Genomic DNA, 25,289 nt, shown 5'->3' on the forward strand with positions numbered 1-25,289 from the left:
CATGCAGAAATTCATCCTGTATCGAGTAGGCGCGATGGTCGCTATTCTCGTCGCGCTCATCGCGGTGATGTTTGTGCTGCAGCACATTTCGCCGATGGATCCGGTGAAGGCGCAACTCGGCGCGAACGCCTCCGCTGACGCCGTCGCCGCCCGACGCCACACGCTGGGCCTAGATCAGCCGATGATCAACCAGTTCTGGAATTACCTGACCTCGGCCGTTCGCGGCGATCTGGGCCAGTCGTTTCGCACCAGGCACCCAGTGAGCAGCGACCTTGGTGACTTCTTCCCTGCGACGCTCGAACTGGCACTGTCAGGCCTCGGCCTCGCGCTGATCCTGGCTGGGCTGCTGGCTTTCGGCACGACGCTGAAATGGCCTGGCGCAGGTGTGCTTCGGGCGGTGCTGTTCACCGGCGCGTCTGCACCGATGTTCCTGCTCGGCATCCTCGGCCTGATCGTGTTCTACCAAAAACTTGGCTGGGTGCCCGCGAACGGCAGGATCAGCGTGGCCAATCCGCCGACCGGACCGACCGGAATGCTGACCGTCGACGGGCTACTGGCGGGACGGTTCGACGTTTTCGCGGACGCGCTGCACCACCTCATCCTTCCCGCGGTGGTGATCGCGCTCGGCCCTGCGGTGGCGATCGGCCGGGTGCTGCGGTCGAGTCTTCTGACCGAGGCCGACAGCGACTACGCGAGAACGGCTCGGGCCAAAGGCCTTTCAGAGGGTCGGATCATGGTCGGACACGTGCTGCGCAATTCCGTCAGCGGGGCGCTGTCGATGACCGGTCTTCAGGTCGGCTTGATGTTCTCAGGCGTGCTGGTGGTCGAGCAGGTCTTCGGCTGGCCCGGCATCGGTCAATACATCGCCCAGAGCATCCCGGTCGCGGATTTTCCTGCGATCGCGGGCGTCACCTTGATGCTGGGCGTGCTGTATGTCGCCATCAACACTGCGGTCGACCTCTTGCAGGCGGCGGCCGATCCACGAATAGCGGTAGGAGGAGGTTAGGTGCCAACACAGCCACTGATCGTGGGCAATCCCGTGCTGGTTGTCGTCGATATTCAACAGAGCGGCGCAATGCCCGTGGCGGACGTGGGAATTCCACACATGCCCGGCCATGCCGAGCGGGTCGAGCGCGCCGAGAAACTCGTCGCGGCGGCGCGCGCTGCCGGCGTGCCGGTGGTGTTCTTCCAGGAGGTACACCGGCCCAGCGGGGTGGACTTCGGCCGCGAACTGGACGGCACCGAAGGGGTGCACTGCGTCGAAGGCCGACCCGGCACCGACCTCGAACCGTCGCTGCGGCCGCTGCCTGACGAGTTTCACATCGTCAAGCGGCGCTACTCGGGTTTCATCGGAACGGATTTCGAGATCGTGCTCCGCGGTTTGCGGGCATCGACGCTGATTTTGATCGGCGGCCTGACCGATGTGTGCGTGCATTACACCTTCGCCGATGCGCATCAGCGTGACTACTACGTCCGCGTCGTCACCGATTGCGTCGGTGGATCGTCGCAATACCTGCACGACGCGGCATTGGCCGCCATGGAATACCTGCAGACCGGCGCGATGCGCACCACCGAGGAGATCCTCGCCGCGTTTGCACAGCTGGAAGAACCCGTCCTCGAAGGAGCAGCTCAATGAACAAGCGACTACTGGCGGTGGCGGCAGCCGCGATGTTGACCCTATCGGCCTGCGGCGGTTCGGATTCCGGATCTAGCACCCCCAACGCGGCACCGACCGACAAGGTGCTGCACCTGTCGTTCCTGCAGGACCCGGGCCAGCCGCCGGACCCCGACATCTACTACGCCGGGCAGGGGTTGCTGCTGACGACAAACCTGTACGAGGGTCTGCTGCAGTTCAAGGGTGGGCAGGCCAAGGCCGAACTGGAACCGCTGCTGGCCACCGAGTACACCGCGTCGCCCGACAACAAGGTGTTCACTCTCAAACTGCGTGAGGGCGTGAAGTTCCATGACGGAACTCCGTTCAAGTCGGACGCCGTCAAGGCGTCTTTCGACCGCCGGCTGGCCGTCAACGGTGGGCCCGCGTACATGGTCAAGGACATCGAATCGATTACGACGCAAGGGGATTACGGCGTCACAATCACCCTGAAGAATCCGAACTCTGAGTTCCTCGACTATCTCGCTTCGCCGTACGGCCCGCGCATGATGAGCCCGACCGGACTGCAGAAGAACGCAGGCTCGGACTTCGCACAGAATTATCTGACCACTCACGACCTCGGCACCGGTCCGTACACGCTGACCGACGCGCAGGTCGGGTCGCACTACGGGCTGGCGTCATTCCCCGACTACTGGGGCCCGAAGCCGTATTTCGAGAAGGTCGAACTGCCGGTGATCACCGACACTTCCGCGCAGCAGCTGCAGTTCAACAACGGTCAGCTCGCCGCAATCCTGCATGACCTGCCGTCGTCGGCGGTCGAGCAGTATCTGAACAACTCGAAATATTCGCACTATTCGTTGCCAACGATGATGTCGGGCTTCCTCTACATCAATCCGAACAAGGGCATCATGGCCGACCAGGCCACCCGCACCGCGGTGATGGACACCATCGACGTCGACCAGTTGGTCAAGCAGACGTATTTCGGGCGCGGCAAGGTCGGCGCGCAGATGTATCCGCCGTACGTGCTGGCCGCCGAGTACGGGAAACAGAACCCGAAGCACGACCCCGCGGCGTTGACGAAGATCGCCGCCGGGCTGCCTGCCGACCAGAAGTCGATCACCATCGGCTACGACACCAGTAACCCGGACATGCAGTTGGTCAGCAATCTGGTGCAGACCCAGCTCGCGGCGGCGGGTATCACCGCGAAGGTGCAGGGATACCCGACCTCGGAGATCTACGGCTGGATCGGCACCGACATGAAGTCGGCTCCCGACATCTTCGCCAACCTGGTCTGGCCGGACGCGCCGTCGCCCTACACATGGGGCCACATTTCGTGGGACAAGGACGGCGGCATCAATTACCTGGGCTGCTCGTCACCGAAGGTGAGCGCCGCGCTGGCCCAAGGCCTACCGAACGGTGCGCCACAACCGTATTCGGATGCGGGCGCTGCAGCCGAGGAGACCGGCTGCTGGTTGAACGTCGCCGATGTCGACGACTTCGTGGTCGCCCAACCATGGCTGAAGGGCGTGGAACAGGCACACGCGGTGTCGAATCCAAACTCGCTGCGGATCGCTGCGCTGTCCGTAGGGTGATCCGATGGGCAAAGTACATCGGATCGTCCTGCTGACACTGGGCTGGGAGGAGCTGCCGAAGGCCATCTCGGTCTACGGCACTCCACCCGAGGAGCGCTTGCGCGAGCCCGTACCGGGTGTGCTGCTGGCGACCGACGGCGGCTGGGTGTTGCTCGACACCGGGTTCAACACCGCGCTGATCCGGGATCCCGCGCTGTACCGGCGGTTCTACCCGACAGTCGAGTACATCCCGGTGCTGCCGGGCCCGGGTGAACCGATCGAACAGTCGCTGCACGACATCGGCGTCGACATCGACGACATCCACACGGTCGCGGTCAGCCACCTGCACCACGACCACGCAGGCGGCCTGAAGCTGTTCGCAGGCAAGGTACCGGTGCATGCGCAGCGACGCGAGCTCGAGTACGGACTGTCCAACCATCCCGAACCCGAGCACCACGCGATCGCCAGGATCGACTTCGACGATCCACGCATCGAGTGGCGGCTGGCCGACGGCGAAGCGGAGATCGCCCCGGGAATCACCGCGGTGCCGACGTACGGGCACACCCCTGGGCACCAGAGCTTCGTGGTCGAACTCGACGAATCGGTCGGTGGCGACGGCTTCGTATTCGCGTTCGACGCCGCCGACCTCACGGAGAACATCGAGCACGAGTTGGCCATCGGCGGCTTCATCGGCGTGCAGCCGGAGGAGACCATCGAGCCGATCCGCAAACTGAAGAAGCTGGCCAAAGAGAAGGGCTACCAACTGATTCCAGGGCACGATCCACATGTGTGGCCGGAATTGACTCGTCACTTTCACGACAGATTCGCGTAGTGGATCTGGTCATCCGCGCCGAGAAGGCGGTGATCGACGGCCGGATCCGGCCCGCCGCGGTGGCCGTAGCCGATGGCGTGATCCGTGCGATTGGTTTTCCCGACGAGTTCGACGGCCGTGAGCAGATTCGGTTGCCGCATTCCACCGTGCTCATGCCGGGCTTCGTCGACACCCACGTGCACATCAACGAGCCGGGCACCGATTGGGAGGGCTTTGCCACAGCGACGGCGGCAGCGGTGGCAGCCGGCATCACCACCCTGGTGGACATGCCTCTGGACAGCGAGCCGGTGACCACGACCGTCGCGGCACTGCGGCGCAAACGCGAAGCGGCGCAAGGCAACTGCGAAGTCGATGTGGAGTTCTGGGGCGGAGTGGTGCCCGGCAATCTCGATGAGCTCGCCGACCTGGCCGCCGCAGGAGTGCGTGGCTTCAAGTGCTTTCTCACCGACTCGGGCAACCCGAACTTCCCGCATCTGGACGCCGACGAGTTCCGTCGTGCGGCCTCGCGCATCGCCGACATCGGCGCGGTGTTGCTGGTGCACGCGGAGAGCCAGCACGTCATCGCTGACAGTCCTGCACCGTACGGACGGCGCTACGAATCATTCCTGAGGTCACGGCCCGACGCATCCGAGGAAGACGCGGTCGCTCTTATCATCGACGCCGCGATCGAGACAGGGGTCCGGATGCACGTCGTGCACGTGTCCAGTGCCCTCGTGCTCCCGATGCTCGCCGAGGCCAAGCGATCCGGTGTGCGCATCACCGCCGAAACCTGCCCGCACTACCTGACTTTCGCCGCGGAAGACATCCCGGACGGGGCGACACAGTTCGCGTCGTGCCCGCCGATTCGTGACGCAGACAACCGCGGACTGCTGTGGCAGGGGCTGGCCGACGGCACGCTGGACATGATCGTGTCGGATCACTCGCCGTGTGCGCAGACGATGAAGGCGGCCGGTGATTTCGGTTGTGTGTTCGGCGGCATCAGTTCTCTCGAGGTCGGACCACGCGCCGTGTGGACGCATGCTGCCGACCGCGGGTTCGGGCTTGCGCAGCTCTGTGCCTGGATGTCGGAACGCCCTGCGGGCCTTGCCGGGCTGGCCGACCGGGGACGGATCGCGGTGGGTCAGCGGGCGGATCTGTGCGCATTCGAGCCGGACGTCGAGCAGACCGTGCACGCGTCCGTGCTGCGACACCGCCATGCGGTCACTCCGTACGACGGTGCGGTGCTGCGCGGTTCGGTGGCGCAGACCTGGCTCGCCGGCAGGCTGATCTACGAGCGAGTAAGCCAGCGCGCATGAGAATCCTTGTCCTCAACCCGAATACGTCGGAGTCGATGACGGCCGAGATTGCCGCGGCGGCAACATCCGCAGCCAGCGTGGGCACCGAGATCCTCGCGCTCAACCCGCGCTTCGGATCGACGGCCATCGACTCCGCTGGCGAGAGCTACCTGTCGGCGGTCGGGGTGATGGACGTCGTGGCGACGATGCTCGCGGCAGGCGAATTCGACTACGACGCGGTGGTGCTGGCGGGTTTCGGCGAGCACGGCAAGGACGCACTGCAGGAGATGCTGACGGTGCCCGTGCTGGACATCGCGGAAGCCGCCGCGCATGTCGCGCATCTGATCGGCCGGCGGTTCTCGGTTGTGACCACGCTGGGCCGCTCGATCCCGCCGATCGAGGACAGACTGATGGTCGCGGGCCTCGATGCGCACTGCGCGTCGGTGCGGGCCTGCGGGCTCGGCACCGCTGAGGTGGACGCGAACCCAGCAGGCGCCGTGCAGGCGATCCTCGACGAGGCGGCGAAGGCCATCGCCGAGGACGGCGCCGACGTTATTTGCCTCGGCTGCGCCGGAATGGCCGGTGTCACCGGAGCGATCACAGCCAAACTCGGCGTGCCCGCCGTCGATGGAGTGGCCGCCGCGGTTGCGCTTGCCCAGGCGTTGGTCGGACTTGGGCTGAGCACCAGCAAGGTCGGCGCATATGCGGCGGGCCCGGATAACCCACGCAGCCACTGGCCGCTGTCGTCGTCATTGGGCATGTGACCGATGGATCTGGATCTCGCCTCGCGCACCATGGGTGGCAGTGTTGTGGCCGCCAGCGACGAATCATTCGGGTTCAAGGAGCGGTTGATCGACCCGAGCGAACCCGCTTTCGTCGCAGGCACATACGACTTGCGCGGTGAGGTCGTCGACGGCTGGGAGACCCGCCGACACACCGGCGGCGATTGGGCGATCGTGCGGCTCGGAGTCGGTGGCCGGTTGCATGCGATCGACGTCGACACCCGCTTCTTCACCGGAAACCATCCAACCGGTTGCCGCATCGAGGCGTGTGTCCTCGATCCAGTCGTCGATCCCATTGCGCAGGCCGTGCAGTGGACGACGGTCGTCGGCACCGTCGCTCTGAAGTCCGACTCCCACAACACCTTTGCCGTCGACGATCCACGCCGATACACGCACGTGCGGCTGAACTTGGAATCCGACGGGGGAGTCGCACGGTTGCGGGTGTACGGCGAGGTCATTCCTGACCCGGCGCTCTGGGCAGGTGTCACCGTCGAGGTTTCTTGTGTCGAGCATGGCGGTCGCGTCGAATGGTCTTCTGACAGTTTCTATTCCAACGCGAGCTCGCTGATCGCGCCGGACCGGCCACACACCATGGGCGACGGGTGGGAGACCCGACGCCGCCGAGACATCGGTCCCGACACCCACGACGCGGTGATGATCTCGTTCGCCGTGCCGGCCGACTTGCGGCGGATCGAGATCGACACCAGCCGCTTCGTGTTCAACGCCTCACCGGAGGTGGCGGTGCTGGGCAGCCGAGCCAGGCCCTGCGGCGAACACGGCTGGGCGTTGGTGCCGTTCGACGTGCCTGTGCTGGCCCGCACCCGTGTCGCAGCCGACGCTCGTCAGGTGTTCGTGGTGGACGCGACGGACATCACGGCACTGCGGGTGCAGGCGTATCCGGACGGCGGCCTCGCGCGCGTCCGGGCGTTCGGCACGCCCACCGCCGACGGAATGGCCCAGCTGCAAACCAACTGGGAGGCATCGGCATGACCGTTCTGATGGCCGAATGCGCCGGCCTGTGGCGACGCACCCTGTTGATCACGGCCGACGGCGCACGCGACACCGGCACCGAAGTCGTTTGGTTGCAGGGCATCACCGGCTACGTCGACACCCGCGGTTTCGCCGGCCGACTCGGCCAGGTGGACGAAGTGTTCGAATGGCAACGCCTCATCGATGTCGAGCCGCCTGGGCCGTTTCCCGATGCGGGGCGAATGCATTGGGAGGCAGGCGTATTGATTGAAGTCGGCGTGCACGAGGACTACGTCGAACACTGGGTCCGCCAGGACGGTCCGGCTGAGGCTTGCTGGGCACTGTTCGCGAGGGAGGCGATCCTGCTGGGTGCCGGCTCGCAGTTCGGCTGGGCAGATCGGCGCGGTGTGGTCGTCGGCACAATCGGCGACCCTCAATGGACGGCGCTTGATCCGCAGCTCAACGGTAGTGATCTGACGGCCAACGGTGTCCGATGGTGCATTGAGGATAGCGAAGGAGAAGTGGATCTATGAGTGGCGCAACGTCATTCACGTCAGTGCCGATTGTTGACATCAGCGGGCTGAGCTCGCCGGAACCGGCCGAGCGCGAGCGGGTGGCCAGTGAGATCGGCAAGGCGGCGGCCGAAGTCGGATTCCTCTACATCAGCGGCGCCGGCGTCGAAGACGCGCTGTTCGAGCACATGCTCGCGGCGACGAAGCAGTTCTTCGCGTTGCCGCTCGAGGAGAAGATGCGGCACTACATCGGGCTGTCGAAATGTCATCGCGGTTATGTGCCCGCCGGCGAAGAAGGCCTCGCAACCGGAATGCCTGAGATGAAGGAGGCATTCGACACCGCGCTGGATCTGCCGGCCGACGACCCCGACTATGTCGCGGGCAACCCGATGCTCGGTCCCAACACCTGGCCGAACCTGCCGGGGTTCGCCGACGCGGTCACCGCCTACTACCAAGCCGTGCTCGATGTCGGGCACCGACTGTTGTGGGCATTCGCAGTGGCGCTCGGTGAGGACCCCGACACGTTCGCCAAGCACGCGACCAAGACGCCGAGCCAGCTGCGGCTCATCCACTACCCGTACAACCCCGACGCCGTGGACGGCGAGGGGATCGGCGCGCACACCGACTACGAATGCTTCACGCTGCTCAAACCCACCGCGCCCGGCCTGGAGGTGCTCAATGGCGCCGGCGAGTGGATCGATGTGCCGCCGGTGCCCGACACCTTCGTCGTGAACATCGGCGACATGCTGGAACTGTGGACCAACGGTGCCTACGTGGCGACCAGCCACCGCGTCCGCAAAGTGGCCGAGGAGCGCTACTCGTTCCCGCTGTTCTTCAACGTCGACTACCACACCGAGGTGAAACCGTTGCCGCAGTTCGCTTCTCGCGACGGCAAGGCCCGGCCCACCCTGCGCGCCGGTGAGCACCTGTTCGCTCAGACCGCGCAGACGTTCGCGTATCTGCGCAACCGCGTCGAGGCGGGCGAGCTGGTGTTGCCGGACGGCTCGCTGACAGTCGGACAGTTTGGTCAGGAAGCGCTGCAAAAACGGGCCTAGCGTTCGGTAGGTTCGCCATGTGCCTGAGCTGACGAACCGCCAGATCCTGCTGCGCCGCCGCCCGTCCGGTCTGGTACAGCCCGACGACACCGAGCTGGTCGCCACACCCGCACCCGAGCCGGCCGACGGCGAGGCGCTGGTGCGCACCACCTACGTCGGCATCGATGCCGCCGCCCGCACCTGGCTCGACGGCCAGCCCGGCTACCTGCCCGCCCTGCAACTCGGCGACATCATCCGCGCGGCCGGGATCGGTGAGGTGGTCGAGTCGCGTTGCGATGCGTACGCCGTCGGCGACGTCGTCACCACACTGACCGGATTCCAGGAGTACGTGCTCATCCGCGATGACATCTTCACCACACCCATCCCAGGGGAGACCGACCAACTCGCGATCATGTCCGTCTACGGCCCAACCGGTGCCACCGCCTACTTCGGCATGACCGACATCGGCAAGCCCCAACCGGGGGAGACCGTGGTGGTGTCGGCGGCGGCAGGCGCGACGGGGTCGGTGGCCGGGCAGATCGCTAAAATCGCCGGTGCGCGGGTGGTGGGAATCGCAGGCGGACCGCGCAAGTGCAAGGCGGTTGTGGAGGACTTCGGGTTCGACGCGTGCATCGACTACAAGGCCGGCGATGTCGCCGGCGCGCTCAAGGAGCACTGCCCTAAGGGCGTCAACGTGTACTTCGACAACGTGGGCGGGCCGATCCTCGACGCGGTGCTCGGCCGGCTGGCGCCGAAGGCGCGGGTCGTGCTGTGCGGCGTCATCTCCAGCTATTTGACCGGAGAGCACCCCGGCCCTGCCAACTACGTCAACCTGCTGTCGAGGACGGCGACCATGCAGGGCTTCAACGCCCTCGACGAGTGGGGCCGCTTCGACGAAGCGTTCGCCTCGTTGCGACAGTGGGAGGCCGACGGCAAGCTCGTGCACCGCCAGACCATCTTCGAAGGCATCGAATCATGCGTCGACGCCCTCAACGGGTTGTTCACCGGGGCCAACATCGGAAAGACATTGGTCAAGATCAGCGAGCCGACGCCGGTCTGATGCCGAAGCTGAGTGCGGGGCTGCTGCTGTACCGGAATACCCACGGCGGCGTCGAGGTGCTGATCGGCCATCCCGGCGGCCCGTTCTGGGCACGCAAAGACGAAGGGGCATGGTCGATTCCGAAGGGGGAGTATGTCGACGGTGAGGATCCGTGGACCGTCGCGCAGCGCGAGTTCGAGGAGGAACTCGGCAAGACGCCGCCCGACGGGCCGCGCATCGACTTCGCGCCGTTGAAGCAGCCGAGCGGCAAGGTGATCACGGCGTTCGCCGTTCGCGGCGACCTCGACCTCGACGGCACGGTCAGCAACACCTTCGAACTCGAGTGGCCGAAAGGATCGGGCAACATCCGCGAATTTCCCGAAATCGACCGTGTCGGTTGGTTTTCCGTTGCCGAGGCCAATGTGAAGCTGCTGAAGGGTCAGCGGCCCCTGCTCGACCGCCTCATGGCCGCCCTCGAAGACGGCGCACCGAACGGGTCTCGATAGCGTTGATGGTCAGGGCTCGGCCATGGATGCGCCAACCCGCGCGGGTGCGCAGATACTCGTCGTCGTAGCGCAGATGCCAGACCAGGTCGGTGATCTGCTCGCCGCTGACCGACCAATGATGAGCGATACAGGTGATCCGCCCCAGCGCGTAGTCACTGTCGTCATCCCTTGCGGCGTACACCTCGCCGACGATGGCATGCTCTGTTCGGTTCACCGCGGCCAGTGCGGCCATCGCTGCGCGAACACCGTCGCGCCCGTGGTGACGATGCACCGGCTCGAGCGATCGAGGCGGATCGGGCAGTCGTAGTTCCGCAGTCTCCGTGAACAACTCGACCACATCGTCGAACCGCCGGTCGTCCACTGCCGATGCGTACAGGTGCACCAGATCGGCCAGGGCGAGCCGATCAAAAGCGTTGAGGCTCATGACATCAGCCCCAACCGTTGGGCGCACGCCGACAACTCGTCACACGCCTCCCCGAGATCGGTTGCGGGCGGCATGGCGAGCACGATTCTGTCAGCGCCGAGTCCCGCGAGTTTGTCGGCGCGGTCACCGTCGATCTTGGTGACCAGGTGGCCGAGCGACAGTTCGAGCGCATTCGGGTCGCGGCGGGCCGTTGTCGCCTCGTCGCGCATGATCCGGATCAGTTCGGCCAATCGGGGTCCGCCGACGCCGAGCGGCTGGAAGCCGTCACCCAGCCGCCCCGCCCGGCGGGCGGCCGCGGTGCTGTGCCCGCCGATGTGAATCGGTACCCGACCGACGGGTTTGGGATAGCAAGCGGCGTAGTCGAATTCAAAGAACTCACCGTGAAAGCTCGCGCCCTGCGGTCGGTCGTCCCACAACAGCCGCATCACCTCGATCTGTTCATCCGCGCGACGCCCGCGGCTGGCGAACTCCGCGCCGCAGGCCTCGATCTCTTCCTTGAGCCAACCCACTCCGACGCAGAGCCGAAGCCGTCCGCCCGACAGCGCATCAACCGTGGCCACACGCTTGGCCAGACCAACGGGATGGTGATTGGGCAGCACCAGAACACCTGTGGCAAGGCCCAGGCTCTCCGTTTGGCCGGCTATGAACGCGAGCAGGCCTAGTGGATCGGGGACTGGACAGTCCGCGGGCAGTTCGACCCGCCCGGATTCGTCATAGGGGTACAGGCTGTCGTACTGCGCCATCAGAACGGTGTGCTCCACCGCCACGATCGACTCGAATCCACAGGCTTCGACATGTCGGGCGAAGGCAGACATCCAGCCAGGATCGGCGGTGATGCCCGCCGCGACGGGGGCGACGACGGCGAACTTCACGTCAGGCCAAGATGGTCGGCATGAGATGGACTGTTGCTGGTCAAATGCGACTCCGGATGACGGGGATGGATTCAAGTTCTGGCGGATGACCGATGAACTTAACCCGTGTCGAGTCGCCGGCGGAACTGTTCGGTCCGGTTTGGTGGCGATCAGTTCGTTCTACGCAGAGGCCTGACGCAGGGCTTCGTTCGATAGCTTCGTCGCGTCGGCCTCCAGTTCGGCCAGGGTCATCTGGAGCACGGTCACTGAGTCGTTGATCGCGCCGAGGTCTTCGTCGTCCAACGAAACGTCCATGGTGAGTGCTGTGGCCGACAGTTCTAGTAGCCCGGCGTATACGGTGGCAACCTCATCTACCGCAGCAGTGAGCTTTCCAATGAGTTTGGCCCGCCGTTCCGTCAGTCGGCCGACCGTGTTGTTGATCGTCTCTGCCGCGTGTTCGCCCTGGCCGGTTACTTTGCGGGCGGCCGAGATGGCCTCGTCGAGGGTGTCCACCGCTCCGGCCATCTTCAGTAAGGAGGGGCGGGCGGCGTCGGCGGCACCAAGTGCGTCTTGCGCCTTCGGCTGCGCGACAACCGGTAGGCCGTTGCGCTGCAGTGCCTGCAGTGAGCGCACGTGACCGTCGAGCAGGTCGATCAGCCGGTGCTGCCCTGTGCCGACGCGCAGCGTCCGGGCAGGTGTCTTGCGATATTTCGTTCCCAGAGCAGTGAACCCTGCTGCCGTGCCGAGCGTCACGGCTGCGCTGGCCGCGGCCAACGGAATGGGAACACCACACGCCCACGTCATTGCGCCGTCGAAAATCGACCAGAGCAGTACCCACGGGTCGCGCATGCTCACCAGCAAGCGTGTCCGAAAGCCGTTGTTCGCCATTAGAAGTTCGACAGGACGTTGGTGAACACGGTGTCGATCGTCAGCGGGTCGGAGGCGTCGTATGCGGCGGCTCGCGAGGCCTCGGAGATGCGTTTAAGAGTGTCCAGGTCGGCGTCCTTTCCGTACGCGATGGTGAAGACCCGAACGCCGTCCTCGGAAGCATCGTCAGTGAGTTGGCGGATCAGTCCGTCGAGATCGGTGTCGTCCGGATTCTCATTCTTGCCGTCGGTCATGACCACGATGGCGTTGATCGTGTCCGCACGCGCGGTCGTGCGGGCCTGTTCGGCTGCCTTGCGTGTGACGGCGTATAGCGGTGTGCCGCCCGACGGGATCAGCTGCTGGATGCGGTTGGTCATCTCCGTTCGCTGTGGGCCAAGCGGCTCGATAGGCAGGTATTGCCAATACACCTGGCCTTCGTCCGGGAATATCCACAACCCGACCTCATCGGTGTCGGACAACTGGCCCAGGCCATGTACCGCCGCGGCCTGCGCGAGCTCCAGCCTGGTCTTGCCGCCGCCGGTCGACTGTCCCATTGACCCTGAGACATCCAGCACGAGCAACAGGTGCGCCTTCTTTCGCAGTTCGGCCCAGGTGGCGCGGACCGCCGCCAGGACCGGCGGGCTCGGCGGGGCGAGTATGGGAACGCCAATGTCTGCGTGCAAATAGTTGGCATCGGAGATGGCCTTACCGGGATGGCCGTCGTAGCTGCGGAATCCGGCGTCGGTAAATAGTTGTTGCTGCGCGGGCTCGCGCAGGAATGCCAGGAAGTCCTTGGCGCCGGCCTGCTTACCCGCATCTGACCACGGCGCTTGCAGCGCCGCTAACGGGTTGTCGCTGTTGAGCGTTCCCTCTTTGGGATAGATCGCGACCAGTGGGACTCGCGGCCTGCCGTGCTGGCCGGCGGCCTCGAGATTGCCGGTGGGGTTGCCGTTGTTGTAGTCCGCGACGGACTTCTCTTCGACGGTTACCGCGCCGACGTAGCCGAGCGCCGACCCGGCGTCGTCGGCGCGTTGTAAGTTGGTCAGGAATGTGAGCGCGGTGTCGCCGTAGTGTGTGACCGAATTCTCCACGCCGGCAACAAAACTGCGCACGCGCGGATCTTTCAGGGTGTCCAGGGTCAGGTCGCCGGACATGCCGGTGGCAGCTACGAATACCCCGACGGTGGCGGACAGGCCTGTGGTGGAGATGTTGGGGTTGGTCTTGCCCAACTTGAAGGCTCCCCATTCCGGATGGCCTTTAACGCCCCACCCTTCAGGGTGATTGGCGAGGTTGAGCAGGTCGGCCCAGCCGATCGCGGTATCGGGCCAGCCCAGCGCAGACGCCATCGGCTCGGGCATCGCCACGACGATCGGTGTGGAGACCACCGACTCCGCCTTGGCGGGCAGGACGTCGGGTCGGTCGTGGGCGGTGCGGTCGTGGCGGAGCAGTTGCAACCACGTCGACGCCGCCGGTGACCAGGCGTCCGGTGCCGGACCCCAGGCCGTGTCCCAGCCGGCCTCGGCAAGCCTGGACTCCGCGATGCCGGAAGCCGTTGCAGTGATGGTGATTCCGTAGCAGCTTCCATTCACGCGGCGATCGGAGGTGTTGTATCGGTTGGCGGCTTCGCCCATCAGGTCAGCCTTTTCGACCGACGCCATCACCACAACGGTGGCACAGCCTTGTCGCGGGGCATGGTCGTCGCTCCGGTTCCACCAGTAGGCCACGCCGATGACCATCAGCCCGGCGATTGCCCCGGCCAGTAATGCCTTTCCGTTGGTGGCCATGTGGTGTCTCCCGTCGGGGCGTCGGCATCGTCATCGCCGTGTGTCGTGCGATCATCGCTGCCGAGAAATGGACATGATTTCTGCGAGCCGGAAGCCTTGTGCAATCGGTAGATTCGCCAGGTTCACGTGGCACACGTCAACGCTTTCTTGATCATTGTCTCCCCCTCGGTCGTGCTGTCTAATCCCTATGGTGTCGCCAATCACCTCGGCCAGGAAGAGAAGATGGGTCCTACGGCGAATTTCCTTGCACGATTCACAGATTCACGTTCAACCATGCAGCCTGCGGTACTCGTCGACGGCGGCCGGATGCAGTTGGATGAGACCGGTCTGGATCATCGTGGGAGGGGCGAGGTACTGCAGCCCTCGAACGTAGGGCGGTACTAATTGCGGTGCGTCAGTGGCGAGTACGTCCACGACTGCGCCCACCAGGTCGGCGGCAGTGTCTTGGCGGCACAGCAGCAGGTCGGGCACACCGATGGTCCGTATGCCGGGAGGCACGTACTCGCCGCTGGGTACTCGGCGCGCGAGGTAGGGATAACCGGAGCTGTCGGCCATCGGTACTGCCAGTGTGCCGATGTCGAGCATTCGCAGCGGCAATGTCGCGTCGAGGTCGGCGATCGCCGGTGTCGGTACGCCGCCCGACCACACCATTGCGTCAAGAGTGCCGTCCGCGAGCCCAGATAGTCCCTCCTGCAGGCGATATCCTCGGGTGTCTACGCGCCCGGTCAGGCCAGCAGCATCGAAGAGCACCTGGCCGGTCACCGCGGCGCCGGTTCCAGGGGCGCCTATAGAGACGTGCCGGCCCTCGAGGTCTGAAAGCTGTTTCGCTGCAGCGGATTCGCGCACGATCACCTGCAGATAGTTCTCGTATACCCGGGCCACCGCCAGCGGTGCGGTGCCGACGTGGCTGGCGGCGCGGTCCCGCTCGGCAACGTCGCCCAGCGAAAGCCCCATGTCGACATCCCCTGTGCGGAGCAGCGCGATGTTGTCGACACTGCCCTCTGTCGAGACCACGTCGACGGTAATGCCCGGGTAGCGGGCCTGGACGCGGTCGGCGAGAATCTGGGCGAACGCCAGATAGAGTCCACCCCGTTGTCCTGCGGCGAGCCGCACGCGTCCGCTGGGGTCGCCTCGGATGCTGCATGCGGCGACCAACGCCGCTGTCGCGGCGATGAATGTGCGACGACTCAACTCCCCAGACCGGTTGTACCTCATGCTGATTCACCTGCCGCTGGAAGCCGGTAACGGACCAGAACGCCACCCTCTGGAGCCTTTTCCACCGAGATCGTCCCACCGTGTCCCGCGGTGATCTCGGCGGCGATCGCCAGTCCGAGGCCGGTCCCGCCGCCGTCGTTTTCGGCTCGCCAGAAGCGGGTAGCAGCCCGCGCAAGGTCCTCGTCGGGCAGTCCGCAGCCGTCGTCGCTCACGATCAACTCGACGGCATCGCCGGCATGTGCAGTTGACACGGTGACCGTGGCGCCCGATCCGGCGTAGCGCAGCGCGTTCTCCAGCGCAACATCAAGCAACTGCTCCACATCATGGCGAGCCAGTTGCACAACCGGCCCAGGATGATTCGAACGGTTGTCCAGTAGCTGGTCTTCACTGTCGAGAATCGGCTGCCAGTACGCCACGCGTTCGGCGATCACATCCGCGAGGTCGGCCGACCCTGCTGCCGTGGTGGCTAGACCGACTTTGCGGCTGCCGCTTACCTGCTCAGCGCGGGCCAGGCGCAACAGCTGTTCCAGCAGGTTTTCAAAACGGTCCAGCTCCGCGGACAGCGCGCTGTACGTCGGCCACCCGTCCTCGATCAGGTAGTTTTCGAGGGTGTCGGCGCGCAGACGAACCGCCGCGAGGGGATTGCGCAACTGGTGCGACGCGTCGGCAATCAGCCGCCGTTGACGGTCCAGCGACGCCCACACCACCTGTGCCATCGTGTTGAACGCCGCGGTGAAGTGACGCAGTTCAGGTGGCCCCGCCACATCTGCGGGCGGCCCGGCGATCCCTTCGGTCATCTCGGCGACGGCGCGCTCCAGCCCGTCCAGTGGGCGCAGCACCCACCGGGTAAGTGAGCGTCCGACCACCACGGCCAGCACGAGCAAGACCAGACAGCCGGCTGCCACCCAGAGCCAGCCGACCGCGACGTTGCGCGCTGCCACCTTCGGGTCGACCGCCAACACGACGGCGCCGACAAGTTCCCCATCGCGTCGCAGGCCCGCGGTGGCCAGAAGCCGGTCTCTGTCCCAGGGAAGAACGGGATCCCACTGCGACGCAGGCGCGTCGACGAGAGCGTGGGTTGTCGCTGTCGAGACGCCAGGGTCGGAGACGTCAAGTCCGCGTGATGCCAGGGTGTGCCCATCGGAGTCGACGATGAGCAGACCTTCCCCGTACACCTCGGAGTAGCGGTCGACCAGGCGCTGCAACGGCGTATCTGGACTGGCGGCCGCGTCGGCCAGCGCGGCGAGCTGGCGGTCGCGTTCGGCGGCGAGGGCCGCGGTGCGGCGATCCGCCAGACTCAGTGTCAGAGGTACGGCCAGTGCCGCCACCGCCGCAAGCAACAGCACGACGAGGATGGCGCGAACCCGCAGGCCCATGTCAGGCGTCCAGCCGAAAACCGAACCCGCGCACCGTCTGCAGCGGAAGCCCCGTCAGCTTTGCCCTGATCTGCCCAATGAAGAAGTCCAATGACCGCGACCGGCCAACCACCGCGGTGCCCCACACTTCGAGCATCAACTCCTCGCGACTCACCGCCTCCCCTTGGCGGGCGGCCAGTGTGACAAGAATCTGGTACTCGGTCTTGGTCAGCGGTTGCCGGGTTCCGTCAACCGTCACCTCATGGCGCTCGCGGTCGATGGTGACGGGACCGGCAACCACCGGACCCGGTGAGACCGAGGCGTCGCCCCCGACGCGGCGCATGCGTCGCATGACGGCCTCAATCCGGGCCAGCAGCACGGCTTTACGGACGGGCTTGACGAGGTAGTCGTCGGCCCCGGCGCGTAGCCCGAGCACCACCGCGCCGTCGCTGTCTCGGGCGGTCATGATGATCACCGGTACCGCCGACGCCCGCCGCAGCGTACGCAGCACATCCAGGCCGTCCATATCGGGCAGTCCCAAATCCAGCAACACCAGATCGCAACCCTTGACCCGATGCAGGGCATCGGAGCCACGCACGGTGTGGATGACCGACGCGCCGGCGTGGCCGAGAAGTTCGGCCAGCGCCGACGCGACCCCCTCGTCATCCTCGACAAGCAGCACCTGCATGGCGCTGATGCTAAGCAGGGTCGGCCACAACCTCATCGACTTTGGCCTGTTCTCGTGTCCGGGGATCGAGCTCACGGGTTTCGCGCTCCAACTGCGAGCGCCGCGACGATTCGCCCATGAAGACATAGACCAACAGCGAGATCAGCGCAGCGCCGGCGACGTAGAAGAAGAACCAGCTTTCGTGACCGATGTTCTTCAAGCCCAACGCGACGTACTCCGTGCTGCCACCGAAGATCGCGACCGTGAGGGCATAGGGCACGCCGACGCCCAGCGCGCGGATCCGGGCGGGGAACAACTCCGCCTTCACCACGGCATTGATCGACGTATAGCCCGACACGATGAACAGGCCGATCATCATCAGCCCGAACGCGGGCAGCGCGGAGCGCGCGTGCGATACGGCGGTGAGCAGCGGGACGGTGCACAGCGTCGCGCCGACCCCGAACGCGATCAGCAGCGGTCGCCGGCCGATCCGGTCCGACAATGCGCCGAACGCCGGCTGAATGCACACAAAGATCAGTAGCGCGACGAAGTTGATCCACGTCACCTGCTCTTTCGGCAAGCCGGCCGTGTTGATCATGAACTTCTGCATGTACGTCGTGAACGTGTAGAACGCGATGGTGCCGCCAAGCGTAAGACCGACGACGGTCAGGCACTCCCGCGGATAGCAGAGCAACAGCTTCAGGCTGCCGCGTTCGCCGTCCGCGGCGCTCTCCCGGACGGCGAGTTTGTAGTTCTCCGACTCGTCCATCGTGCGCCGTAGCCACATCACGGTCACCGCGGCCGCCGCTCCGATGACGAACGCGATCCGCCAACCCCAGCCGTGCATCTGCGCCGAGGTGAGGAACTGCTGCAAGATGATCTGCACACCCAGCGCCAGAAGCTGGCCGCTCGTCAGCGTCACGTATTGGAATGAGGAGTAATAGCCGCGACGGTGCGGGGTGGCGACTTCGCTCAAATACGTTGCAGAGGTGCCGTATTCGCCTCCCAGCGACAGCCCTTGCAGCAGCCGGAGTTCGACCAGCAGGATCGGCGCCAGGGCGCCGATCTGGGCGTACCCCGGCAGGACGGCGATCCCGAGAGAACCGATGCCCATCAGCGTCACCGAAAGCGTCAACGCCGCGCGGCGGCCGAATCGGTCGGCGTATCTACCGAACATCCAGCCGCCGAGCGGCCGGACGAGGAAGCCGACCGCGAAAATGCCTGCGGTGTTCAACAGTTGCGCGGTCTGATTTCCCGACGGGAAGAACACGCTCGCGAAGTAGATGCTGAACGCCGCGTAGGCATACCAGTCATACCACTCGATCAAATTGCCGAGTGAACCCCGAATCACGTTGCCGGCCACCGACCTGGTCGGCGCTTCACCGGTGTGACGCTGTTCTGTCTGCATGATTCTCCATCCCCTTTGTTGGCCTGCAGTGCTGCTGATCTTGTGGGTGCGGTCACAGCCAGGAAAGCCCAACCGTCCCTATCACGACGATTCCTTGCACAATCCACATATTTGCGTCCCAGCGCCGGGTACGTGCGAGGCCGTTGGGCCCTGATGTGGACCTGACGGGGGCGGTTTTCGCTCGAAGAGTTGTTCTACCGCGCGTACAGCTGGCCGGCGACGACCGCGACTCCGACCGGTCAGGTCGGCTCAGCGGTGCAGCCGGTCGCCGAGGGGCCGAATCGCTTTATCCACCAGGCATCTCGACAAGGTCTCTACCCGCCGTCATCGCTGTGCTTCCTCGCGCAATCCTCAGATTCGCGTCTAGCCGACCGGCGACACCCCGGAATCGGCTCACGATATCTGTGAATCATGCAAGGAAACGTCAGGATTCGAACCGCTTCTATTCCGTGCGCCGTGGCGCCCATGCATCATGGCTTCAACCACGGTAAGAGGGGGTCATCAAGATGCAGGCGACACATGCAGGACACGACCGATGGATCGACTTGACAGAGCTAACCGCGCAGCACTGTCAGCAGAAAGCTTTCTGCCACAAGATAATCCATCGCTTTCACGTCGAATCCGTTGACGTCGGCGACGTCGGCTTCGTCGATGGCGGCACGCTGCTGGAGTGGATCGACACCGCCGCCTACGCCACCGCCGCGCAGTGGTGTGCCGGTCACTGCGTTGCCGCGTCCGTGGGCAACCTGCACCTCGAACGGCCCATCGGCCTCGGCGAACTCGTCGAACTGCATGCCGACCTCGTCTATACGGGGCGAAGCAGCATGCACATCCTCGTTACCATCTGCTCCGGTGACCCCAGCCTCGCCAAAGCAGGTCAAACTGCGCAGTGCTCAATCGTTTTCGTGGCCGTCGATACCGGCGGTAACCCCGTCGAAGTCCCTCGGTGGACGCCGGTCACGATGCTTGACCTCCAACGACACCGGCAGGCGCGCGCGCGGGTACGGATGCGCCGACGCATCGAAGGCGCCATGGATGCCATGAGCTATACCGACGGGAGCACCGCCCCCCGCACCACGCTGCGCTTCCGCGCTGCTGCTGCCGACGTCGACAGCGACGGCAACGTCCGCGGCGGCCGAGTCATGCGCTGGATCGACGAAGCGGCCTACGCGTGCGGAGTCGGTTGGACCGGCAGCGAAGTCATCACGTCCTACATCGCCGGGATCCGGTTCCACCAACCCGTTTTCGTCGGCGACGCCATCGAAGCCGGCGCACGAATCATTCACACCGGGCCGCGTAGCGTCCACGCCAGCATCCATGTCACCAACGCCGACACGGTCGGCGGCCGATCCTGCGTTGTGGCACATGGAGTGGTCGTTGTTGTTGCCGTCGGCGATCACGGTGGAGCGCGGCTCGTCCAGAAGTGGGAACCCGCCTCCGACCAAGACACCCGACTCGATCAGCACGCCCTCTTCCTAATCGAACTACGGCAGTACATCGAACCCTTCACAACCGCAGCCATTTTCGCCACCGACGCAGAATCGGCCGGCTCTGGCGATTGCACGGACAAGATTGGTTAGGAGGACCAATGACCGTAGAACGGCAGACAGTTGACCTAAGCGGGTTTCCGGACCTTGTTGTGGTTTACCTGGGGATGCGCGCTCGGAGTCTGCGTGGGCTGGTCCGCATGCTCGGGCTCGGACCAGAGATCCAGAAGTCCTGGAAACAGCAACCCGACGGCCTACTATTACACGACGATCTGATCTGGTCGCTGGTCCCGCCCCACCTCGGGATGCGCCAATACTGGCGCGACCTAGACAGCCTGGAACGGTGGACCCGCTCGGAGCCACACAGGCTCTGGTGGCAGCAGTTCATCAAAGACTCTGGCGGAACCGGCTTCTGGCACGAAGCCTATTTTGCCCGGGGTGGCATTGATGCGATCTACGACGACATGGACCGTCCGACCGGCATCGCCCGCTTTGCACCCGTGATCGCGGCAGGCGGTAAAAAGTCCTCGACGCGCTCGAGAGCTGGTCATGGCAAGCAATCTACGGTCGAAACCGTTATTACCGAGTGCCAGAACTACCCGGGCTAACCCTTTTGAGTGTGTGGAGCGGGCACGCCTCGGGAGGGTGTAGGGCTCACACGGGCCGCGGCGGGCGCTATGACGGCGAACTTCACGGGACCGGACGACCATTGCTGCGTCGGATTTCTTCCCAGCATTGAATCCGTGTCTTCCCGGTCTGCTGCATGCACGTGCGTATCGCAGACTCGTCCTCGGTCGGCAGTGGTGTCTCGCTCGCCTGGGTTGTCACCGTGGGACTGGGGATGTCGCCTTGTTGCAATGACCACCGGTGGTTCCGCTTGGCTGCAGGATGGAGCAGTACGCGGTGGTGCCATCGGCAGTCGTTGCCGTGCTGCCTGCGGGAGTGCAGTTGGCGCCGATGACGACGGTCGGTGGCGGCACTGGCTCCGGCGGTGGGGGCAACGTCGCGCGCCTGGATCTGGACGGGACCAGGGTCGATTTCCTCATCGGTGCGATGTGGCCGCAGCGTGCGTCGGGAGTCTAGGGAAGTATGTGGGAACGCGGGTAGCAGGTAGTGCCGAAGCGAATTATCGCGACTGAGCACGCACCCGGCTGGGTATACGTCTGCGTCATGGTGGGGATGGGCGATGTACTCGAATGGACAAAGCGCCAGGTTTCGTCGCGGGTGCCGAAGGCTGATCTGGACCAGCGGGACGCGGACTACATCCGCGAGCAGCTACCCGGCCTCTGGCTGCTGGCGTCGCTGTATTTCCGCGCCGAGGTCCGCGGCCTTGACCGGATCCCGCGCGAGGGACCGGTGTTGCTGGTCGGCAATCACAGCGGCGGCAACCTTCCGCCCGACACGTTCGTCTTCACGCTGGCGTTCTGCTCGTACTTCGGTGTTGAGCGTCCGTTCTACCAACTCGCGCACAATCTGGTCGTATCGATGCCAGGACTGGGCTCGCTGCGCAAGTTCGGCACCGTCGCCGCCAATCATGACAACGCCATGCTGGCACTGGAATCCGGCGCTGCATTGCTGGTGTACCCGGGCGGCGACTACGAGGTGTTCCGGCCATCGTGGAAACGCCACGAGGTCGACTTCGGTGGTCGTAAGGGTTACGTGAAACTCGCGCGAGAGGCCGGTGTGCCGATAGTGCCCGTCGCCTCCATCGGCGGCCAGGAAGCGGCCCTCTTCCTCGACCGCGGGCAGTGGCTCGCCAAGCTGCTGATGGTCGACAAACTGGCGCGCCTGAAGAGCGTCCCCATTCTGTTGGCTCCACCGTGGGGTCTTGTCGTCAGTGACATGGTGCCGCGGTTACCGCTGCCGACGAAGATCGCCATCGAGGTGCAGGACCCGATTGAGGTCGATGGCGACGACGAGGTCGTGCACAAGCAGGTCCTTGAGAGTCTTCAGGCCGGCGTCGACCGGCTCGCTGATGAACGTCGATTCCCGGTGATCGGCTGATGAGCGCTTGCGCGAAGAAGCGAGGTGCTTGATGAGGGTCCAACGGCACTGCGTCATCGACGCCGACCCCGACACCGTGTGGAAGGTGGTCAGCGACCCGGACTGCTATCCGGAGTTCATGGCCAGCCTCGAGCGCTGGGAGCGCGTCACCGACGGTCCGGCCGGCAAGGGCGGGCGGTACACCGTGCACTGGAAGATCGGCTCGGTGCCGATCGGTGGGCTGGTCGAGGTTTCGGAGTTCGACCCGGCCCACGACCTGGCGTGGATCGGAGTCTCAGGCGTCTCGCTGCGCGGCCGGTTCCGGATCCGCGACACGGGCGACGGTCGCACTAAGGTCGTCTTCCGGCTGGCTTACGAATCTGCGGGCAACCTGCTCGGGATCATCGCCGATCGCGTGGCGGCACGTCAGGTCGGGCGCAACATGACCCAGACGCTGAAGAATCTGAAAAGGCTTGTTGAACCTCAGCCCGGAGGAGTGCCCGCGCCGGGGGCGCCCTGAATCGGCACGACGGGCGTCGGGGTCACCGTGGTGACGCCGTTGGAGCCGACGGTCGGCCCACCGGACGGACCCATGGCCGCCAGCTCGTCGGCCGCCTTCTGGCTGCAGTCGAGCATCAACAGCATCCGGTGGCCCGCGGTGATCTTCTGCTCATTCACCAGGCACTGCGCCTGCGGGAGCACGCTGCCGAACGAACCGCCGAAATACGCCTTCACGCCCTGGCTTTTCAGGATCATCAACGCCTTCTGGTACGGCTCGCCGACCACGTTCATCGAGCTCGGGTCCGGTGCGGGCTGCGAGAGAGCGACACCAGCGCCGATCAGAGCAACCGAGCCTGCGGCGACGAGGCCACCGCTGAGCGCAACGAGCTTCTTCACGTGATCTCTCCCTAAGTCGGTGCGGTGCGAACATATCGCAGCCGTGACAATTGTGAAACCGGTGACGGGTCGCTCAGCGTTACACCGGGGGATGCACGATCTGTTTCATCGCCTCGGCCAGCTCCGCCGCCCGAGAGTCGGTGAAAACGTCCTCGAGCTGGAGTTTTCGCCCGTTGGGGCCCCGCAGCGGCACCCGCCAATTTGGATATTCATCGGTGGTGCCCGGTTGATTCTGGGTGCGCAAATCGCCGACCGCGTCGGCGAGCGACAACGCCAACAACTTGGAGGGGGTGCGCCCGAGATATCGGTGTAGGGCGAGGACGATCTCGTCGACGCTCGGATCCGCACCGAGTAGGCCCACCCGGCGCAGCTCGCCCAGCCACGCTCCCTGTTGGGCCTGGTCGGCGGCGAGTTCCTCGGCAGCAGGCCGGGTCAACAGGCCGAGCTCCTCTCGCAGCCGCACATGTTCGCCAGCCAGGTAGCCTGCCGTCGGCGGCAAGTCGTGCGTCGTCACCGCCGACAGGCAGTACTCGCGCCACTTCTCGGCGGCCAGCGGTCCGCCTGCACCGTCGCGGTCGGCCTCGAACCACAGAATGGAGGTGCCGAACAACCCGCGTTCGCGCAGGTAATCGCGCACCCAGGGCTCGACCGTGCCGAGATCTTCGCCGACCACCACAGCGCCGGCCCGGTGCGCCTCGAGCGCCACGACACCGATCATCGCCTCGTGGTCGTAGCGCACATAGGTGCCCTCGGTCGGCGGGGCGCCCTTGGGAATCCACCACAGCCGGAACAGGCCGATGATGTGGTCGATCCGAACGCCACCCGCGTGCCGCAGTACGGCGTTGACCAATGCTCGAAACGGCTCGTAGGCGTGGTCTACCAATTGGTCGGGCCGCCAGGGCGGCTGCGACCAGTCCTGACCGAGCTGGTTGAACGCATCGGGCGGCGCACCTGCGGTGACGCCGAGCGCCAGCACGTCCTGCAACGCCCATGCGTCAGCGCCGTTGGGATCCACGCCGACCGCGAGGTCGTGCATGATGCCGAGTTCCATTCCGGCCTGGACGGCGGTGGCCTGCGCTGCGGTGAGCTGGTCATCGAGCTCCCATTGCAGCCAGCGATGGAAGTCGACGGCCTTGGCGTGTTTGGCGACGAACTCCGCGACCGAAGGGCTCGAAGGGTGCTGGAGTTCTTCCGGCCACTGGTGCCAGTCGTTGCCGTACTGCTCGGCGAGCGCACACCAGGTGGCGAAGTCGTCGAGGCTGCGGCCTTCGCGCTGACGATAGGCGGCGTAGGCCAGTTCGCGCCCGGCCGAGCGTTCGACTTTGTACACGCTTTCCAGCGCGGCGCGTTTGGCTTTCCATGCGGCGTCCCGATCGATCAGTTTGGCCTTCTTGGCGAGCGCCTGCACGTCGAGGCGCAACTTGCGGACAGTGCCGCGCTGGCGGACGTATGCGAATTCGTCGATGGCCTCGACACGCAGATACAAGGGGTTGATGAACCGCCGCGATGTCGGCAGATAGGGCGACGGCTCCATCGGCGGGGTAGGAGCCGCCGCGTGTAGCGGGTTGACGAGAACGAAAGCCGCGCCGTGCTGCGATGCCGACCACACCGCGAGGTCGGTCAGATCGGTCAAATCGCCTACGCCCCAAGACCTTTGCGAGCGCACGCTGTACAGCTGCGTGGCCAGTCCCCACGCCCGGCTCGGGCCAAGCCTGGCAGGCAGTTCGAGAGACGCGGGGGAGACGATGACCAGCGTGCTGGTATCGGCGCCACCGATCTGCAGATGCAGTTGGTGATAGCCGAGCGGCAGGTCGGCAGGCAGCTCGAAGGTGGCCTCGCCAACCAGCCGATCACCGAGATCATAAGGCGCCCTGTTGTTTTCGAGCTGTCGAAGGCCGGTCCGCACGCTGCCGTCTTCCAGTCGCAGCCACAGACCGACGGAGTCGCCGTGCGTGACATGGACCCAGAACGACAACGCCACCCCCGAGCGACCGATGATGGCCGGCGGCAGCGCGCGTTCCCAGTAGTCGCGGTCGTGCGCCCGCAACGCAGCGGTGCGCTCGTCCTCGGTCGCGGCAGGCACGCCGAGTGCGTCGAGCACCGCGATCAGCGTGGAGTCGGCAACGACGGTTTGCCTGCCGGTCCAGTTCTCGTATTCGGTTGCCACGCCGTAGCGGCGCGCCAACTCGACGAGCGAGGCAGGCAGCTCAGACATTCCGC

Annotated in this window: 26 protein-coding genes and 1 pseudogene; 17 read left to right on the top strand and 10 right to left on the bottom strand. The window is 65.3% G+C overall.

What is annotated here, in order from left to right:
* Window position 1 precedes the first annotated feature (1 nt).
* Genes MYCSM_RS15440 through MYCSM_RS15490 form a run of 11 tightly spaced genes read left to right on the top strand, consistent with a single transcriptional unit; the run spans window position 2 to window position 10,131 of the window.
* Complete coding sequence (locus MYCSM_RS15440) at window positions 2-1,006, top strand: ABC transporter permease (protein ID WP_015307093.1); 1,005 nt, start codon at window positions 2-4, stop codon at window positions 1,004-1,006.
* Entirely contained in the window at window positions 1,007-1,636 is a 630-nt protein-coding gene (locus tag MYCSM_RS15445) for a cysteine hydrolase family protein (protein WP_015307094.1), read from the top strand. It abuts the gene before it with no gap.
* Entirely contained in the window at window positions 1,633-3,204 is a 1,572-nt protein-coding gene (locus MYCSM_RS15450; RefSeq protein ID WP_015307095.1) for an ABC transporter substrate-binding protein, read from the top strand. Before MYCSM_RS15445 ends, MYCSM_RS15450 begins: the two co-directional genes overlap by 4 nt.
* Window positions 3,205-3,208: 4 nt before the next feature.
* Window positions 3,209-4,015: an N-acyl homoserine lactonase family protein gene (locus tag MYCSM_RS15455; RefSeq protein ID WP_015307096.1), complete on the top strand. Its 807-nt coding sequence runs from the start codon at window positions 3,209-3,211 to the stop codon at window positions 4,013-4,015.
* On the top strand, window positions 4,015-5,310 hold the full coding sequence (allB, locus tag MYCSM_RS15460) for an allantoinase AllB (protein WP_015307097.1): 1,296 nt from the start codon (window positions 4,015-4,017) through the stop codon (window positions 5,308-5,310). The genes MYCSM_RS15455 and allB overlap by 1 nt, the downstream gene beginning before the upstream one ends.
* Window positions 5,307-6,053 (top strand): aspartate/glutamate racemase family protein, encoded by a 747-nt coding sequence (locus MYCSM_RS15465; RefSeq protein ID WP_015307098.1) that lies wholly within the window; start codon window positions 5,307-5,309, stop codon window positions 6,051-6,053. The genes allB and MYCSM_RS15465 overlap by 4 nt, the downstream gene beginning before the upstream one ends.
* Window positions 6,054-6,056: 3 nt before the next feature.
* Window positions 6,057-7,061 carry an allantoicase gene (gene alc / locus MYCSM_RS15470; RefSeq protein ID WP_015307099.1) on the top strand — a complete coding sequence of 335 codons (1,005 nt, stop codon included), beginning with the start codon at window positions 6,057-6,059 and terminating at the stop codon, window positions 7,059-7,061.
* Window positions 7,058-7,573 carry a hypothetical protein gene (locus tag MYCSM_RS15475; protein ID WP_015307100.1) on the top strand — a complete coding sequence of 172 codons (516 nt, stop codon included), beginning with the start codon at window positions 7,058-7,060 and terminating at the stop codon, window positions 7,571-7,573. Before alc ends, MYCSM_RS15475 begins: the two co-directional genes overlap by 4 nt.
* Window positions 7,570-8,607 (top strand): isopenicillin N synthase family dioxygenase, encoded by a 1,038-nt coding sequence (locus tag MYCSM_RS15480; RefSeq protein WP_015307101.1) that lies wholly within the window; start codon window positions 7,570-7,572, stop codon window positions 8,605-8,607. Before MYCSM_RS15475 ends, MYCSM_RS15480 begins: the two co-directional genes overlap by 4 nt.
* Before the next feature lie 19 nt (window positions 8,608-8,626).
* Window positions 8,627-9,646, top strand: a complete 1,020-nt coding sequence (locus MYCSM_RS15485) for an NADP-dependent oxidoreductase (protein ID WP_015307102.1) — start codon at window positions 8,627-8,629, stop codon at window positions 9,644-9,646.
* On the top strand, window positions 9,646-10,131 hold the full coding sequence (locus tag MYCSM_RS15490) for an NUDIX domain-containing protein (RefSeq protein ID WP_015307103.1): 486 nt from the start codon (window positions 9,646-9,648) through the stop codon (window positions 10,129-10,131). The genes MYCSM_RS15485 and MYCSM_RS15490 overlap by 1 nt, the downstream gene beginning before the upstream one ends.
* Here MYCSM_RS15490 and MYCSM_RS15495 read toward each other — a convergent pair.
* The 8 genes from MYCSM_RS15495 to MYCSM_RS15530 form a co-directional block, all read right to left on the bottom strand.
* Window positions 10,088-10,555, bottom strand: a complete 468-nt coding sequence (locus tag MYCSM_RS15495) for a nuclear transport factor 2 family protein (protein WP_015307104.1) — start codon at window positions 10,553-10,555, stop codon at window positions 10,088-10,090. The genes MYCSM_RS15490 and MYCSM_RS15495 overlap by 44 nt on opposite strands.
* On the bottom strand, window positions 10,552-11,427 hold the full coding sequence (locus MYCSM_RS15500) for an LLM class F420-dependent oxidoreductase (protein WP_015307105.1): 876 nt from the start codon (window positions 11,425-11,427) through the stop codon (window positions 10,552-10,554). Before MYCSM_RS15500 ends, MYCSM_RS15495 begins: the two co-directional genes overlap by 4 nt.
* Window positions 11,428-11,586: 159 nt before the next feature.
* Window positions 11,587-12,261 carry a hypothetical protein gene (locus MYCSM_RS15505; protein WP_157681335.1) on the bottom strand — a complete coding sequence of 225 codons (675 nt, stop codon included), beginning with the start codon at window positions 12,259-12,261 and terminating at the stop codon, window positions 11,587-11,589.
* Window positions 12,262-12,293: 32 nt separating this feature from the next.
* Complete coding sequence (locus MYCSM_RS15510; RefSeq protein ID WP_015307107.1) at window positions 12,294-14,057, bottom strand: substrate-binding and VWA domain-containing protein; 1,764 nt, start codon at window positions 14,055-14,057, stop codon at window positions 12,294-12,296.
* A 267-nt stretch (window positions 14,058-14,324) separates the two neighbouring features.
* Complete coding sequence (locus tag MYCSM_RS15515; protein ID WP_015307108.1) at window positions 14,325-15,272, bottom strand: TAXI family TRAP transporter solute-binding subunit; 948 nt, start codon at window positions 15,270-15,272, stop codon at window positions 14,325-14,327.
* Entirely contained in the window at window positions 15,269-16,648 is a 1,380-nt protein-coding gene (locus MYCSM_RS15520) for a sensor histidine kinase (protein WP_015307109.1), read from the bottom strand. The genes MYCSM_RS15515 and MYCSM_RS15520 overlap by 4 nt, the downstream gene beginning before the upstream one ends.
* A 1-nt stretch (window position 16,649) precedes the next feature.
* Entirely contained in the window at window positions 16,650-17,315 is a 666-nt protein-coding gene (locus tag MYCSM_RS15525; protein ID WP_041312153.1) for a response regulator transcription factor, read from the bottom strand.
* A 10-nt stretch (window positions 17,316-17,325) separates the two neighbouring features.
* Window positions 17,326-18,702 carry an MFS transporter gene (locus MYCSM_RS15530; RefSeq protein WP_015307111.1) on the bottom strand — a complete coding sequence of 459 codons (1,377 nt, stop codon included), beginning with the start codon at window positions 18,700-18,702 and terminating at the stop codon, window positions 17,326-17,328.
* 506 nt (window positions 18,703-19,208) lie between these two features.
* On the opposite strand from MYCSM_RS15530, the pseudogene MYCSM_RS39060 reads away from it, so the two are divergent.
* The 6 genes and pseudogenes from MYCSM_RS39060 to MYCSM_RS15555 form a co-directional block, all read left to right on the top strand.
* A pseudogene (locus MYCSM_RS39060) lies at window positions 19,209-19,508 on the top strand (hotdog domain-containing protein); the annotation flags it as partial.
* A gap of 99 nt (window positions 19,509-19,607) precedes the next feature.
* On the top strand, window positions 19,608-20,282 hold the full coding sequence (locus tag MYCSM_RS35990) for an acyl-CoA thioesterase (RefSeq protein ID WP_051073756.1): 675 nt from the start codon (window positions 19,608-19,610) through the stop codon (window positions 20,280-20,282).
* A gap of 8 nt (window positions 20,283-20,290) precedes the next feature.
* Window positions 20,291-20,797, top strand: a complete 507-nt coding sequence (locus tag MYCSM_RS15540) for a monooxygenase family protein (RefSeq protein ID WP_015307113.1) — start codon at window positions 20,291-20,293, stop codon at window positions 20,795-20,797.
* A gap of 259 nt (window positions 20,798-21,056) precedes the next feature.
* A complete protein-coding gene (locus MYCSM_RS15545; RefSeq protein ID WP_157681336.1) occupies window positions 21,057-21,272 on the top strand; it encodes a hypothetical protein in 216 nt (71 codons plus the stop codon).
* Window positions 21,273-21,359: 87 nt separating this feature from the next.
* The gene (locus MYCSM_RS15550; protein ID WP_015307115.1) at window positions 21,360-22,193 is read left to right on the top strand and encodes a lysophospholipid acyltransferase family protein; all 834 of its coding nucleotides are present in this window, start codon (window positions 21,360-21,362) and stop codon (window positions 22,191-22,193) included.
* Window positions 22,194-22,224: 31 nt separating this feature from the next.
* Window positions 22,225-22,692 (top strand): SRPBCC family protein, encoded by a 468-nt coding sequence (locus MYCSM_RS15555; protein ID WP_015307116.1) that lies wholly within the window; start codon window positions 22,225-22,227, stop codon window positions 22,690-22,692.
* Here the strand turns inward: MYCSM_RS15555 and MYCSM_RS15560 are convergent.
* Complete coding sequence (locus tag MYCSM_RS15560) at window positions 22,656-23,069, bottom strand: hypothetical protein (RefSeq protein WP_015307117.1); 414 nt, start codon at window positions 23,067-23,069, stop codon at window positions 22,656-22,658. The genes MYCSM_RS15555 and MYCSM_RS15560 overlap by 37 nt on opposite strands.
* 79 nt (window positions 23,070-23,148) lie before the next feature.
* Window positions 23,149-25,284 (bottom strand): 4-alpha-glucanotransferase, encoded by a 2,136-nt coding sequence (malQ, locus tag MYCSM_RS15565; RefSeq protein ID WP_015307118.1) that lies wholly within the window; start codon window positions 25,282-25,284, stop codon window positions 23,149-23,151.
* Window positions 25,285-25,289: the final 5 nt, after the last annotated feature.

This window comes from Mycobacterium sp. JS623, assembly GCF_000328565.1.
Taxonomy (GTDB): domain Bacteria; phylum Actinomycetota; class Actinomycetes; order Mycobacteriales; family Mycobacteriaceae; genus Mycobacterium.